Origin of the sequence: Paenibacillus puerhi (assembly GCF_009846885.1) — a bacterium.
Classification (GTDB): domain Bacteria; phylum Bacillota; class Bacilli; order Paenibacillales; family NBRC-103111; genus Paenibacillus_G; species Paenibacillus_G puerhi.
This window is the reverse complement of record NZ_WUWM01000029.1, coordinates 1-16,046: the sequence shown is the minus strand read 5'-3', so window position 1 is coordinate 16,046 and position 16,046 is coordinate 1. Positions and strand designations below refer to the sequence as shown.

12 protein-coding genes are annotated in these 16,046 nt (G+C 48.4%); all 12 read left to right on the top strand.

What is annotated here, in order from left to right:
- Window positions 1-4: 4 nt before the first annotated feature.
- Window positions 5-499, top strand: a complete 495-nt coding sequence (locus tag GSF01_RS22410) for a hypothetical protein (protein ID WP_159887531.1) — start codon at window positions 5-7, stop codon at window positions 497-499.
- Between the two features lie 32 nt (window positions 500-531).
- Entirely contained in the window at window positions 532-1,038 is a 507-nt protein-coding gene (locus tag GSF01_RS22405; protein ID WP_159887530.1) for a hypothetical protein, read from the top strand.
- A gap of 66 nt (window positions 1,039-1,104) precedes the next feature.
- Window positions 1,105-1,479: a hypothetical protein gene (locus GSF01_RS22400; RefSeq protein ID WP_159887529.1), complete on the top strand. Its 375-nt coding sequence runs from the start codon at window positions 1,105-1,107 to the stop codon at window positions 1,477-1,479.
- A gap of 8 nt (window positions 1,480-1,487) precedes the next feature.
- A complete protein-coding gene (locus GSF01_RS22395) occupies window positions 1,488-2,036 on the top strand; it encodes a hypothetical protein (RefSeq protein ID WP_159887528.1) in 549 nt (182 codons plus the stop codon).
- Entirely contained in the window at window positions 2,023-3,012 is a 990-nt protein-coding gene (locus GSF01_RS22390) for a hypothetical protein (protein ID WP_159887527.1), read from the top strand. The genes GSF01_RS22395 and GSF01_RS22390 overlap by 14 nt, the downstream gene beginning before the upstream one ends.
- A gap of 10 nt (window positions 3,013-3,022) precedes the next feature.
- Window positions 3,023-4,153: a copper amine oxidase N-terminal domain-containing protein gene (locus GSF01_RS22385; protein ID WP_159887526.1), complete on the top strand. Its 1,131-nt coding sequence runs from the start codon at window positions 3,023-3,025 to the stop codon at window positions 4,151-4,153.
- A gap of 4 nt (window positions 4,154-4,157) precedes the next feature.
- Window positions 4,158-8,081, top strand: a complete 3,924-nt coding sequence (locus GSF01_RS22380; protein ID WP_159887525.1) for a DUF5704 domain-containing protein — start codon at window positions 4,158-4,160, stop codon at window positions 8,079-8,081.
- Between the two features lie 77 nt (window positions 8,082-8,158).
- On the top strand, window positions 8,159-14,407 hold the full coding sequence (locus GSF01_RS22375; protein ID WP_159887524.1) for an S-layer homology domain-containing protein: 6,249 nt from the start codon (window positions 8,159-8,161) through the stop codon (window positions 14,405-14,407).
- Between the two features lie 41 nt (window positions 14,408-14,448).
- Window positions 14,449-14,766: a DUF7716 domain-containing protein gene (locus tag GSF01_RS22370; protein WP_159887523.1), complete on the top strand. Its 318-nt coding sequence runs from the start codon at window positions 14,449-14,451 to the stop codon at window positions 14,764-14,766.
- Window positions 14,767-15,001: 235 nt separating this feature from the next.
- Complete coding sequence (locus GSF01_RS22365) at window positions 15,002-15,571, top strand: polymorphic toxin-type HINT domain-containing protein (RefSeq protein WP_159887522.1); 570 nt, start codon at window positions 15,002-15,004, stop codon at window positions 15,569-15,571.
- Window positions 15,568-15,813 carry a hypothetical protein gene (locus tag GSF01_RS22360; protein ID WP_159887521.1) on the top strand — a complete coding sequence of 82 codons (246 nt, stop codon included), beginning with the start codon at window positions 15,568-15,570 and terminating at the stop codon, window positions 15,811-15,813. The genes GSF01_RS22365 and GSF01_RS22360 overlap by 4 nt, the downstream gene beginning before the upstream one ends.
- A gap of 12 nt (window positions 15,814-15,825) precedes the next feature.
- A partial coding sequence (locus tag GSF01_RS29850; RefSeq protein ID WP_235941680.1) for a hypothetical protein occupies window positions 15,826-16,046 on the top strand: 221 nt, incomplete at its 3' end.

Sequence of the window (16,046 nt, the reverse complement as noted above, 5' to 3'; positions counted from 1 at the left end):
ACGTGTGGAGAATATCAGCAAGTTTCTGTACTGGACAGTCGGAATTCTCATAACACTCGCCATGATCAGTGCCGGATTAATCCTGTGGAACAATGCGAAACCGATCGGGGCCGCTGCCCAACGCCAAGCTGCAGAACAAGCCCGCTTGATGTACGAAGCACAATTTGCAGCGTATGACAGCCAGCTTGTCAGTGGGTCTCAGCTTGTAACGGCGTACAGGCGATTTTATTCGCTGGATGCCTTTCATCTGTATGTGGAGATGAACAGCGGGGCCATACAATTTGGTATGACGCCGAACGGAGATAACACAGCCTGTCCGGCCATTGACTACCATACAGGAAAACTAAACGGAAGTACTATGCCTAGCTGCAATGTCACGGATGCCAATATAACAAATACAAGCAGCGGCCACTATGTCGCGCCGCAACGTCGGTTCCGTTCAACCTTGGTCAAGGACGCAAACAATCGGGTTACAGGCATCTTTTTTAAGATGCACTAACATAAATAATATATTTTAGGAGGAAGATGGAAATGGAAAACGTTTCGGCAGGGTTGAAATGGGCAATCGGCATTATTCTCACGCTACTTATTTTGGCGGCAGGTATCAGCATTTATTTGGTTTCGTCGGGTTATCTCAAGAGGGCGCAAGACCAGTCAGCGTCTCAGTCACTATCGCTGAACAAGGCAGAATATGAAATTTATGAGAATACGAGCGTTTCGGGGAAAGATGTATTAGAGGCTGTTCAACGTTTCAAAACAACACCTGAGTTTACAGTACGGATTTCAACGGGTAAGCAAAAAACACCATTCATTGCCGAAAATACATCAAAGGCAAAGGCATGCTTCAGTCTGGATGCTACTACTAGCAGTGGAATAGCGCGAGGACCTGCGGAGTGTACCCCTACAATAACTTATTCTCAAATGATCAATCAGGGCGGGGACCACTTCATCACGGAGACAGGTCGATTTACTTCCAAGGTTTATCGAGATGATAACGGAGACGTCCACTTGATTACGTTTGATCAGCAAGTGAAGTAATAATTATCAAAGGCCTTCAGCCCAAGGCTGAAGGCCTCCCCCACATCCTGCACGAGGAGCGGCATCATGGACATCCTGCGTACTTTCTTACAGACGTTGTTCGCTTGGGTACTATTTGCCATGGGAGCCGCCTGGTTTCTGACAAGCGAGCAGCATTTTGCAGCCGGGACCAAAGACTTCAGCAGACCGCAGCTATTCGCCGGACCGTATGAAGGGACTGCAGATTTGTCCCGGTTGACGGGCGTGCAGGTGCTGGGGATGATCCCTTATGCGCTGAACGGGGAGTACGATCTGGCCATCGAGGGGATCGGCACGTTCGACGACTCGACGGATATCTCCGCCTTCGACCTGCGCTGGGTGCCCAGTTACACGTACCGGATAACGGTCACACGCGATGCGGACAACAAGGTAAAGAGTGTTACCGCGAACAGAACGCCATAGGTGGTGAAATGATGGTTGATGCGTTCAAAGCGATAGTCGTCATCGTCCTGCTCGTCATCGGCTTTATGATTTATCCTGCGATGCGGGTGGCCGACCGAACGGAGGAGCTCGCCCGGCAGGCAGCGGGATCGGCCGTGGAGGAGTTCGTTGATACGGTTCGGGGAAAAGGCTATGTGGCCCCCATCGACTATAACATCCTGCTGCGCAGGCTGGATGGCACCGGCATGGTGTTCGACGTTCAGCTGGAGCATCTCAAGAAGACGATCCAGCCCGTCTACAACGGATCGACGTTCACGAACAGGTTCACGATAGAATATATCGGATCTTTCACTTTAGACATTTTGGACAAGGTCTATCCTGATCCAAGCAGCACACCGATCGCGGAAGACGACGAGCGAAGATATTACGGTATGCAGGCAGGGGATTTGTTCCAGGTGAGAGTCCAATCCAAGGGACAGAGCCTGAGCTCCAGATTGCGCAATATCATGTTTCGTTCCGGTACGGATATACCGATCATGATCACCTACGGGGGGATGGTCCGCAGTGAGGCCCCTTGATCTGCTTCTGCTTTTCCTTATCTTGGCGCTCCCGCTCGTGATCCTGCACGACTTGCAGCAAACGGTAAGCAACCGCAGCGAGCGCATGCAACAACGATACAGTGACGCCTTCCAGGCAGCTGTGGATGACACCGCGTTTTATTTGACCTCATTCGAGGCTCAGCAGAAGAAGCAGAGCATCCAGTATAACGAAGCCAAGCAGCTGGAGATCGATGAGGAGACTCTGGAAGTGTTCAAGCGCAACCTTGCGCTGAAATTTGGAATCGACAATAACAAGGTCGAGCTGAACAATCTTATGCTTCATATTCCGGCCATGGTATTCCTCCGCTACGACGGCTATGTGATCATTACGCTGGAGGATACGGCAGATGGGGATCTGGAGCCTGCGATATGGCCGGTTCGCCCTTATACGTATATGCTGCCTAACGGCAACGTCATGTATTTTACATTGGAAGATGAATTGAGGATGTACGTGACGCCTTATTATCAGAATGTGACAGGAAGCCCCTTTGCCTGGGTGCAAGGAACTTATGAAGAGCTGAAGATCTATATGGGGACAGCGGTTCCGAATAAAGCAGTTTTCGAGGAGCTGCGCAGGCAGACCATCGCCTCTCATATCGAAACGGACTTGGGAGGGGCGATCAATCGGCATTTGGAGCTTGTGAAACGGATGGGGCTGTCGCTGCAATTCTCGCTTCCGAGAGGTCTGGCGGACGCACCGCTTCAGCATGTCGGATTGATGGCCATTCTGCAAGGATATCCGCTGCCCGGCGGGGAGCGGCTCGATGCTTTCTCGCTTGGCGGCGGCTCCATAGTGAGACGTAAGGAGCTGGTCGGTACGGTCGGCTCGAACGGACTGCCGGAAGCGGTACCGAGAGCATGCCTGCCGTCATCGGCAGCAACGACGAACGAGGTCTTCTTCGATCCGGTAGAGGCGGCGAGGAAAGGCTACTTTATTCGAGCTTGCGATAATTAGGGGGTGCCGGATGTTCAAGTGTACAGGACGAATGCTCTATGCCGCCTGGCTGGGAGCTGCCTTGCTGCTGCTCAGCTGTCCCTTCAGTGCGGCGGCTGAAGTCCGTCCGGGGGTAATCGTCAATGGGGTGAAGGTGCGGTTTCCGGACATCCAGCCGTATGTCGATGCGAATCAGAAGCTCATGGTTCCGGTTCGTTTGATCTCGGAGCAGCTGGGAGCGAAGATCACGTGGAACGATGAGGGCTGGGCGGCGTTCGAGCTCGGGGGCAAGCATATCGTCATCCGTTTGAATGAGAGCGAGGCTCTCGTTGACGGGCAGTCCGTAGAGCTGGATACGAAAGCCGTTATACAGGAAGGGAGAATGCTGGTTCCGCTCAGATTTGTTTCGGAAGCGCTGGGCGTGAAGGTGGTGTGGGATCATGAAGCCTATACGGTTAAGATCACAGACAGCGAATTCGAGCAAAGCTCGCCTGAACTCGATCCCTGGGGGCGCATGATACGTCAACAATCGCTGCCGGCCAACGCTGCCGACTGGCCCTATGTGCTTGCTGATATTCCTAATAACGCTTACAGCTTAGGTTATCGGACCCGGACGAGTGAGGCTCCCGATCAGCAGCGACTGAGCTCTGCCATAACGTTCAACGACCCGAATCTGAACCGGGAGCATCTGGATCAATGGGCTAATCGAATCAAGCGCTATTATGATCTTGTCTTCAATGTGGACTACAACGAGATCGAGCCGGAGCAGTGGTGGAAGCATTTTGTTCCCTATATGAACGAAACGAGCGTCGACAGCCCGGCCCGTATTCAATATGCGCAGCGCGTCCAAGAACAACGCATCCGCATCGAGGGCTGGGCGGAACCGGAGCCATCCATGACCTATCGGCAGGACGGCAATAAGTATGTCATGAGGACCTATGTCCGGTTTCTGATTCTGGAATCCGATGCGGAGTACGGCGTGCTCCTGGATGCCTTCCAATCGTCCTATGAAGTGAAGCTAAAGAGAGGGGTATGGTATTCCGGTTATGCCGACATTCTGCTCTCTACGAACACGACAGGCAACCCATGGCCTTATTACGGCGTAACCGGACATGATCATCTGTTTTTTACACCTGTGGCCAATATTCGAGAGGAGCTGTGAATGGATGAGCAAGCACAGAAGGCGTGGGATCTGGTTGTTCATCATAACCGTGCTTCTATTCACCACGATGCTGCAAACCGCTGAAGCGAGAGTTTCCATCGAGTTTGATACGAACGGCGACCTCGTGTTTACGACAGCCGACACGACAAGAACGCCAACCGGCAAATATCAGATCGTGGGATGGATCGTGCGCAAGGAGAGACACTGTCAAGACCCTCGTCTTGAGATTTGGAATCAGCAGTGCGATCCGTTCTGGGATGGCGGAGCCAAGGCGATATTCCGTAATTTCGCCACCGGCGATCCGGTCAAGCAAAGGGGACGGGTATATACGACGTATCGAATATTAAAGTCGGAGGTTGACAAGCAGTTTGGGGCAAGCGGCTTCGGGCAGCTGGTGGAAGGTCAGGAGCTGTATTTTTCCCCCATCATGAAAATTTTGAAGAAAAACGAGCAAGGACAAGATGTGCCGATGCAAGGCGAGTACTTGACATTAGCAGATGTCAGGGCTGCGGAGGAATGGAAGTCGCCCAGCGTATTTCGGCAGTTCTACGACATCCCGGTCCGGTTTACGAGCTCGAATCCTCTGTATGTGATCTATCGCGACGAGGAAGGCCGGGATCTTAAGGAGCCCGTTCTAGTCGGCAAGTATGCGGCTGGTGCGTACCCCGGCCGAATGGTGTTGGACCGCCAGCTGGAGGTGAATGGAGCAACCCTTCAACTGCGCTCTTCGTGGCTGGAACGGATTCAAGACCCGCTGCCTCGTCCGCGGTCGTTCGAGGTGGGGGCATCCGTTACGTCCCGTAACTTTACCGTTGCCTACGGCGGAACCAATTTGGTTGCCGTATACGACGGGGATGGCGCACGCGTGGACGCCAAGTTTGTCGACGAGAAGGGGAACGTCATCCAGAATGACGCTTATGTAGGAAATTACCCTTATGGAGAGGGCGAGCAGTTCGCCTCCTACTTGTTCCCGGCAACGCTGCACAAAGAAAGTATTTTGTATGACTTGATTCGTACCTATACGACAACAAGAGAGCCTTCGGCATCACCGACCCATGTGCAAACGGCCGCGTCGACCATGCGAGACGTGAAGCTGCGGGTTGGACCTGACGGCCACTACATGTGGGGCGTTTATCGGCCCCGCGCGGCTCTCGGCGTAGCCGTCGATCTCAACCTTCATGTACCTCAGCATATCCCGGGTACCCAGACGAATGTGAGCGGTATATTGGAAGCTGTATTCAACAGCAATACCGAGCTGGAATCGTATGAGATTGTGGAATTGTCTAACGCGACCGTCTTGGGCAGCAAGAGCGGCAAGCTGGAAGGCAAATCAAGCAGCATACGCATGGCTCTCGAGGTGCCGACGAGCGGAGCTAGCACAACGGTCGCGGCGAAAATAAGGGTTTACGGGAAAGATGCGCCGGCAGGCGAAGACTTCGCCACCAAGACGATCCTGAAAAATGCCAGCGGCGGCGTGACGTCGCTGACTACCGATCATGAGACGGTTATTAAGGCGATGTCCCGGGGTGGCGAGCAATTCGATGTGGCCCAAGGTATTCCAGGCAGCGAATCGCTTTATGCCAATTTGACGAATGCAAGGTCGTATTTACATGAATTTGTGTATAAGGCGGTAACGGGAGTGAAGACGTATTCGATTACCGTGAGGAAGTCGTATACGCCGTATTGGTATGAGGAAGTGAGCGAGTCCTATTCATGTCTGGATGCCGAAGGGAAAGAATCGACATGTACAAGCTCATACAGTGAAACGGTATACGGTTCTTCCAGCGAGTACAGCCGAACGTATTCCGTTCGTCGCCCTTACACCTATTACATTATTGATAAGCTGGCTATCTATGGGATAAGGGATGCGCTCCTTCGCAATCTTGCGATGCCGGGCGGTCAAACGCTCCTGCAGCCCCATGACTACACGGCACCGACCTCGGAAGTGTGGCACAGCCTGGCGGAGGCCGATCACGCGAAGTTCCCTGTACCCAAAAGTGTGGACGTGGATCTTGGTTCAACGACTTATTATAGCGGCAGCATGTCCGGGGAGGATTTTTACTCCGGCTTTGAATCGACTGCCGAATCTCAAGTCGGTAAGGTCGCGGTTAGGAACGACAAGTTTATATTCAACGTTTCGACGACGGTGATGGACCCTGCCTGGATGGAAGAAGCCGCACCGATGCCCGGTACCATCCCGGAGCCAACAACTATTCATAGCGATGTGCTGTATGAACCGAATTTGGCTATCCAGCCGCAACAGGCGAATAACGTCTATGAATCCACGGGGACGCTCACCTACTCGCTGACACCGAATTCAGTGAACAGCACAACGGACACGGTGGACTTTGAACTCGGACCGAATAGCGTAACCGTGCATACGCCTGTCGTGAACGACTCCGAAATACCGGATACCAATCGAGGCTTCGACCAGCGGATGAAGCTTATGCCTGAGGATCTGAAGAAGCACGTGCTGGTGCTCGACCGTCCGTTTACGGTTCAGTTCGACGAGACGGCCATGCATATGCCATTCCAAGGGTACGGGGACCGGGATTATGCGAAGTACACCGTGCAGAAACGCGTTATTTTCCCATTCGGCGTGTACGATGCGGCAGGGATTACTTATTACCCGGAGCAAACGCCGATCGACTTCCCTGTCGGTCAGGATCAGATGGATTTCATCATGCCGACCTGGATCGATGAAGGCGACTATCAAGTCCGTACTGAGGCATGGGCGATCAACGAACCGACAGACCGGAACCCGGACAAATGTCAAATGAGCTTGAACGGAGATCGCCGGTTCACCTGCGCATCTAACATCATCGACGTGGGAGTGACGGGGCGCGTACACAGCTTCCGGGTAACGGATATCGGCGATTTCCGCTTCGAGAGCGTGTTCCGCAAGCCGGGTACGAAGGAGCATACGGGACAGAAGTATGTGTCCGGCGCCAACGATCCGAATGGCATTCCTCAGGTTCCGGCCGTACCTGGCGGCAAGTGGGTGCTTCCGATTCGCCACGGGTCGCATCCGGAACAGCTGGATACCGTTGCCCACAACGGCTACCCGATCTCCTTCGATTTTAAGACGATCGGCAACTATTGGCATGTAGGCGAGGGCATTCGAATCGAGCCGACCTTCTGGTTCGTCAAGCGTGACGGAACCGGCAAGGAGCAAGTGGATCTCTACTACAACACGACCGGAGACAACAAGCTGATCAAGGTCGGCTCCGAGGAAGACAAGCGTCTATTTACACGCAGCTTGGTGCTTGCCGCGGCGAAGCGCGATATTCCGAAGCAGGATTTGGAGAATACGGCCAAGTTCGAGTTCACCTACCTGCAAACGGCGGAAACCGATTGGAACAAATTTTACCGCCAGTTCTTGGAACGCAAGACAGCCATCACCGAGGGCTTCGGAACGGCGAACAAACCGGTTATTCTGCCCTACCGGGCGCGTGTTCTGGAAGGCCTGCCGGCTGTGCTGCCTGGCGGGGTAGACCGAGACCGTGCACTGCGCAGCGTACAGCATTGGTTCGGGGAATACCACGTTCCGATCAGTCCTTACATCTTGAAGAAGGACACGGACATTCATGCCTTGGCGAAGCAGTACGGAAATGTGTTAACCGGCGTTGAGCCGGAATTCCTGAAGGACGGCAATATTATCGTCAACTTCGGCATTTACACGGTTCGCAACAACGACGAGCATACGAAGCTGCTCGGCTACAAGACGCCGAATACGCCGCCTCTCATCGAGGCAGGGGTACCAATCCATCCGGGCCTCCCGGCCGGCGTCGATATGTGGAGCATCGAGGGGCAAGTCGAGCAGGACACCGACTCCAAGGGGAATACGTTCTTCTTTGACAGCGGGGACATCATTTTATATGAGTCGGATTATTCGGCTAGTCATGATTTTCGTAGTTCGGGGAATTGATAGATGAAGCGCACCGGTCTTACATGGATTACTTGTAGGACCGGTGGGCGATGATCATGTTTGAAAGGAGCGAAGGTATGTTACTCAGAAAATTGATCACCCTGATTCTTATATGCAGCTTGCTTATACCCAGTATTCCCGCATCGGCTGAATCAAGGCCGTCAGGATTTACAGATACAGCAAACCATTGGGCAAGGAAAACAGTTGACCAATGGCTCAGCCAAGAATTAATTAAGGGCTATGAGGATGATACATTCAGGCCGGATGGAGACATCACTCGCGCAGAGTTTGTCGCTTTGATTAATCGTAAGTTTAAGCTGAACCAGTACCAGGGGAAACCCGACTTTATCGATATTTCTTCGAGAGATTGGTTTTATAAAGATGTTGCCATTGCTAGAGTGTCAGGTTATGTATCAGGTTATCAAGATGGGACGTTCCTGCCCCACAATAGAATAACAAGAGAAGAAGCATCCGTGATTTTATACCGAATGCTGGAAGAAAAGGACATTTCCAAGCAGGCGACAAAATCATTCATTGATTTTACGGATAGGGTGAGCTTTGCCAACTGGTCCAGTTCCTCTATTCTCCGTTTATCGCAACTTGATGTGCTGTCTGGCTACCCGGACCATACCTTTCGGCCCAGCCGCTCACTGACACGGGCTGAATCCATAACTATTCTTGATCGTTTTGCACAAGTGCTGCAGGACAATCAGAGCGTTATTCGTGTCCATACTCCTTATCTGGAAACAACTGACGCAGATGCGAAGGCATCTTTTATCACGATTAGGAATCCTGCCGCTGACAAGCACTACACGAAGGAAGATACGATCAGCCTTACCGGACTCGCGGCAGGACAGCTAGACAAGATCGAGTATCGTACCGATGATGGCCGTACAGGTGAAGTACCGGCACAAGATCAATGGATAATCGGGGACCTGCAGCTTATGCAGCCTTCTACACAAGTCACCGTAAGGATGACGGATGGTCACGGTAAGTCCTACCAGGATTCGATAGAGATTATTAAAGATGTAGACCAGCCTCGTATTCAATTGACGGATAAGAATGACCTTACTAAACAATTTGTTCTGGAAGATCATGTGAGCTTATCCGGAACTGCCAATGATGCCGGAGGGCTGGATCGGGTCATTTATTCAGCCATACATAATGACAAAGAAGTGGACAGCGGCACGGCGGTTGGAACCGAGCATTGGTACATCCCAAGGATTAAATTGAAACCAGGGACTAACAAGATCTCGCTCAAAGCTTTTGACAAGGCGGGCAACGAAGCCTCAAAGCAGCTGGAATATGAATATAACCCCTATTACGCGTTTCAAGAGGAATTAATACTAAGTGAACCTCACTTATTCGTAAATGAAGCGAAATCGGTAAAGTTCTCAATAAAACTAAATAACAGTTCATCCTCCAAGCCGGATAAGATAGTGCTTGTTCGGGTTTCGAGTGATGGCGCTTCCACTCCTCTTATCGCTTTGAACGATGACGGCAACATTGCATTCGGCGATGATATCGGCGGAGACGGCGAGTATAGCGGAATATATGAGATTCAAGAGCATGAGCCTGGGACATTGATGTTCAGGGCAGAACTGGAAACACCTTTGGGCAAGCTAGCCAGCAACGAATCTAGGATTGAGATCTTAACACGAACAACAGCAGTGCATTACCAACAGTTTGTTGATGTTTCCGAAAAGCTCCGACATCTGGATGGACAGTTATTGGGGAAATCCGCTGAACAGCGTGCCGAAGGATTGATAAAATGGCTCGATCAGGAAGCCTACATCCGTGACTCCGGCCTGTCCGCTTCAGAAGGAAGTATTTGGTTTTCCAGTACGGAGGGATTAAAGGGGGCATATCTGCTCAGATCGGGTGATACGAAAGGAGCAGAAGGCGTTACCGGGCAATGGACAAATACAACCAGTGGTTCCACAACATCCGTAGCCGCGTATACGTCGAGCAACAATGTGCTGATCGCTTCGCCATTTGCCAGCAAAGGGCTTACTGCTGCCGCTTACGACGAGCTTCAGAAGAAATTCGACGCTACCCAAGGATATAATGTCAACCGGTTAAAGGATGAAGCGGTAACGGTAGAGATATTCAAGAAGCTTGGCAGCTATGGCGTCATCTTGTTGGATACTCACGGTGAAATATATGGAGGCAAACTAGAAGAAAAGCAAGTCATTCTCACCGGGGAAAAGGCTACTGCTGCCAACAAGGACAAGTATGAGGCAGATGTGAAGGCTGAACGTCTAGTCATCATAGACGGTAACTATGCCGTGACACCCGACTTTTTTACCTTTTACAAAGTTACCCTGCCTAATAGTCTGATCTTTAATGCAAGCTGCTTGAGTCTGTCTAAAGGCGGTTTTGCGGAAGTTTTTCTTCAATCCGGGGCGAAGACCTACCTGGGGTATACAGGCGCGATAAAAGTTTCAGAGGATCAGGCTATAGTTACAAAACTGTTTGAGGCATTATTAACGCAGAATCAAACAGCGGGTGAAGCCTATGATCATATTAAAAAGAACGCTATAGCAGGAAATAATCTTCTGCAATTGGATGGGGAACGTAAGTTATCTATCCGTTCAGAATCATTCAACACGTCCTTCGAAGATCAAAGCCTGGATGCCTGGGACAAGCAAGGCGATGTTCGGGTTGTTACACAGCTAGGCTCCATTCTACCGACTCATGGGAAATATATGGCACTGCTGAGTACGGGGATGAATGCAGTAGAGGACTCGTTCAGTTCCATATCCAGAAGCATCACCGTACCCGAAGGCGCTCAATCCATTATTTTTAACTACAACGTAGTATCCGAAGAGCCTATGGAATGGGTAGACAGCGAATATGATGACCGCTTCGTAGCGAGTCTGAGTTTTCCTGATGGAACATCCGTCACTCTCGCTACTGAAGCTGTTAATAGCTCAACCTGGACTTCCATACCGGGCCTCAATCTGGATGGCGGTGATCAAACTGCCTATATGACGACTTGGAACCGCGTGCAGCTTGATATATCCCAGTACTCAGGCAAAGGAAAAGGCACGATTACATTCTTCGTTGAGGATCAAGGCGATGCCGACTACGATACCGTTATCCTATTGGACGATATCGCGATCTCTTTTCTTAAAGCCACGGATCTAACCGATAATGATCAAGATGGAATTCCCGATGAGCTTGAGTTAAGCGGTATTCCGATCGGGTATAACGGCGTGTTCCAAGGCTGGGTTAAGTTAGACCCAACCAAAGCAGATACAGACGGGGACGGAATCAGCGACGGGGCCGAGCTGTTATATTTACGACATTACAATCAAACAGGCGGATTTTTTGAAGCGATCGATCACCCCGACTCACCAACAACAAGTATCTTTTCTAGAGATATCAATGCGTCTCCTGGAGCGATTGTTGATCTGTATGCGCAAGATATCGAAGCGTTCAAGAACAATATTGTTGAAGCAGAGAAATACCGTTCAGATCTCCTCGAATACTACAACAAGATCGTCAATCATCTTTATGAAATCAAGCCGCAGCATCGCAACGAGATGTTGATTTACTTAAACGAGATACGGACATTCAGCGATACGCTTACCCAACTCATAGGGAATTACGCCGCGGCCATTTTGTCCTCCCCAGATGCTGCTGCCAAAGAGTGGCTGCTGTCATCAAATATTGCCTTGCTCAACAGCGGCTTAGATGAAAACGATATAACAAATCCGCTTTATACGTATCAGAAGATCAACATTCATCAGGTTGTTGACACGAAAATCTACAACGACGATGGGCCTGTGAACGGTGGGTATGAAGAGTTTAAAGTAGGAGACGGCAGTGCTAAAGTTCAGCAGCTTTACACAACAGCACTCGAACAGCTGCCAATTACCCCCTACGCCTCATACGAATATTACATGAACAGTACGGCTTTCCTACGGCTTGCCGAGCATATCAATACATGGTGGTCGTATAACGAGGTAAAGAGCGAGTTTAACCGGTTTATGCAATATGCATCCGCCTTAAAAGCACTTCGCTTAAGGAATAATCCTTGTAGCTACGTACCGAATGGCTGTGGAGAGGGCAGCGCCGTATTCAATAAGTTTTCCGATGGCTATTTCTATATCACTTACAAAGCAAAGGATGGAACTATCCATTCATACAGTGTGGAAGCTGATTTGGGGGTACAGCCGTCCAACCAAATCCAACATGTCGCTTACGCGCTGATAGAGCCTGATACCCAAAAGGTAAGATTCCTCGGGCGAACCAGCAATGCGGAAAGTAAGAAAAGGGTGTTATTGAATCAGCCGAAATATGCATCCTACGCATTCAAAATCCTCTACCAGGGCCCGGACTTAGCCAAAGCTATTGAAACGGAAGCGCAAGAAATGGAGAAACACAAAGGGGAGTCCTATCCACCTAAAGTGCTCTCTCGGGTTCGGTTAATTACGGAAAGTAACTTGAATATAGTCCATCAACTGGATCTGTTGCGAAAGGCTTTGGAGAAGTTAAAAGGCAGCGATGAGGATATAACCAAAGGTTACAATTGTTCGGGTGGTGCTGATTGCGACAGCAAGATGAATGCAGAAGCACAAGCGATTATGATTGCGCTGAAGAGTGCTTGGTACGGTGCATTCAGCACAGACCAAGCTAAGATTAAGCAAAAAGCGGAACTGATTCGATTTGATTCTGATTTTTATAATAAAACGGTCTCTCCTATTGAGATAGAGCAAGGCGACAATATTAAGGGCTTAATTAGTGATCTTGTTTGGTATGAAGATAACGACATAACTGTCGACACGAAGCTTTGGGGAGAACTATTATTCTTCAGCGACATTTATTCTTATCAAGAAAGACAGGATTGGTCCTATGAAGATGGGTATGATTCGGAGATTACTACCACTGAAATCGGTAGATTGGATTTGATCATTAGTCCAGATCAATTTATGAACTATGATAAGTGGTCTATTCGGAGTGGAATAAAATTCGATTATAACTTAACCGTTCACGAAATGGACTTCATAGCCGATTATCTGGCTGTAGACGACTCTTTTGCTGAGAGTGAGCCCAATCGTATCTTTACAATAGCCAAGATAATGTCATTGCTTTTTGTATTGGAGCAAAATGATGGGAAGATAACTGATGCACAAATCGAGTCGATTGTAGGGACCAACGAATTTCTGCATCGAAATGGTACCACTGGTGGAAAAGATTACTCCGGCTTCTGGGGGTTCATCAAGAGAAAAATAGGTCAGTTGGACTCCGCGTTTGGCGAACATCTCGAATTGACTTATAGTTTCAATATAATTAAGGGAATTTCACTCAAAGAGGCAGAAGAATTATATAAACAAGAGAATCCGACATTTTTATTCGGAGGTGCATTCAGTAAGTTTGGCAGTACTAGGGTGGCTGTGAAGCCGCTGCCTAAGGGTTCGATTAGTAAATTAGATGGAAAAACATACAAGTATTCGGCTAAGAGCCCCAGGCTGGGTGGGAAATATGCATGCAACTGTTTTACCGCTGATACAAAGATACTAACCGATAAAGGTGATAAACGGATCGAGGATATCCAAATTGGAGATCTAGTTCTCTCTAGAGATGAAAGTACGGGAGAAAAGGCCTATAAAGAAGTATTACAGGTGTTTCAGAAGATCTCCGATTCTATTTACCTTATCCATATTGGTAATCAGACGACCATCGAGGCAACAGGAAATCATCCTTTCTGGGTCGAAGATAAAGGATGGGTACTAGCGGAAGAACTACAAGTTGGAGATATCCTGCTACGAAGTAATGAAACTAGAATTAGTATTGAACATATTACGGTGGAAAATCGGCAAGAAACCGTGTACAACTTCGAAGTTGCTGACTATCATAGTTATTTTGTCAGCGAGCTTGGTGTTTGGGTTCATAATGAGAATTTAATGGGTTGTGGACCTAAGGGGAAGGGTAATGGTAGTTGGTCACCTGAATCAGGTTTTTATGAAGTCGGATTTGAAGCTAAGTTAAAAAAGGGTAAAGACTATCCTGGTGTAAGTGATGCTAGGCATTTTCAGGAGGCAAATAAACAACTAAACGAAAGATTTCAGCAAGACCCTAAATTTGCCGAAAAAATGGAAAAGATATATCCAGGAATAGTTGATGGTGTAAAACCAGGGGCTAGAGGTGCTTATCCCCGAAGAGCACCTACAAACGATGTTACTTGGCATCATCATCCAACTGAAGAGGGAAATCTTCAATTAGTACCAAGAGACCAACATACAGCAAAAGGTAATGTTCAAAACGTTCTTCACCCAGATAATAAAGGAGGTATGGAAAATTGGGGTGGAGGTAGATAATTATTAAACGCTATAAATAAAAAGAGAGGATAATTTTCAATATGGATAAACTGCTTAAATTTGAAGAGGTTTTATTATATTCGAATAAATTTTCTTGGGCGGATTCATTATTTCTCCCAGTAAGTAAAGATTGGAGTATATCGAGCTATTGTGCGGTATTAAATATGGATGACTTAGAAGACGACGAAGAGTTACCCCAATTTGCACTAGAGAATAATTTAATATACGCACTCAATATGAGTGATGTTCAAGATATGGTAAAAAATGCAAAAGAGCAACGTCCTGAATTATCTGTCTTTGAGTTGTTTGATGCGTTTTTATATTATTATCAAAATGACGCTTTTATGTTATTTGAATAAGTTGCATCATAAACCTGATTGGCTTCATGCCTTTTGGGTTTCTTTTTTGAAGGGGTGGGTGACGAATGGAATCATCATTCACCAATAACACATATAACCCATGTAATACCCGTATAAAGATTACTCCATTTCGTTTGTCGCACGTCAATGCTTTAATTTTATAACCTAAATAAAGCTATTACATTACGTTAATCAGTTCGATAATGGTTAGATACCACCAAGATGGGCCTGTTTTTTGAAAACATACAAGTATTCAGCTAAGAGCCCCAGGCTAGGTGGGAAATATGCATGCAACTGCTTTACCGCTGATACAAAGATACTGACCGATAAAGGCGATAAACGGATCGAGGATATCCAAATTGGAGATCTAGTTCTCTCTAGAGAGGAAAGTACGGGAGAAAAGGCCTACAAAGAAGTATTACAGGTGTTTCAGAAGATCTCCGATTCTATTTACCTTATCTATATTGGTAATCAGACGACCATTGAGGCAACAGGAAATCATCCTTTCTGGGTCGAAGATAAAGGATGGGTACTAGCAGAAGAATTACAAGTTGGAGATGTCCTGCTCCGAAGTAATGAAACTAGAATTAGTATTGAACATATTACGGTGGAAAATCGGCAAGAAACCGTATACAACTTCGAAGTTGCTGACTATCATAGTTATTTTGTCAGCGAGCTTGGTGTTTGGGTTCATAATGAGAATTTAATGGGTTGTGCACCTAAGGGGACGGGAAATGCTTCTAAAGGTTGGAAGGTTGGCGTAAGCCGACTGCAAAAGGAAATGACCCTGCTTGGAATACGGTGAAATCAAGATTTTGGAAGAATGAAGCGGCTAGCCCGAATGCAGCAGAAAAATATAGTGCTGATAATGTTGAAAGAATGAAGAAGGGAAATGCCCCACAAAGGTATAATCCTGATAAGGGCGGAATGGAATCTATGCAATTAAGTCATGAACCGATTCCTCAAAGGGAAGGTGGTAAGGACTTTATTCCTAGATGGCCGCAGGATCATGCAAATGTTGACCCTTACAGAAGACCAGGTTATTAAGGAGGAGTTCAATTGTCACAAACAATTGCTGAACAATTTATACAAAAGAAAGGCGAACCTCTAGACATTAACGGGAAGAAGATTGTTATGTCACATCGGATTGAAGGTAAGCGTCAAACCCAACCCACCTTCTACCTCACGGCCAATCATGAGAAGATAAGGGCAACCCAATCAAACAGGAGGTTGCCCCATGTCGAACAAAGAGCAGCGTCGAAAGGAATGGTCCGGACGTA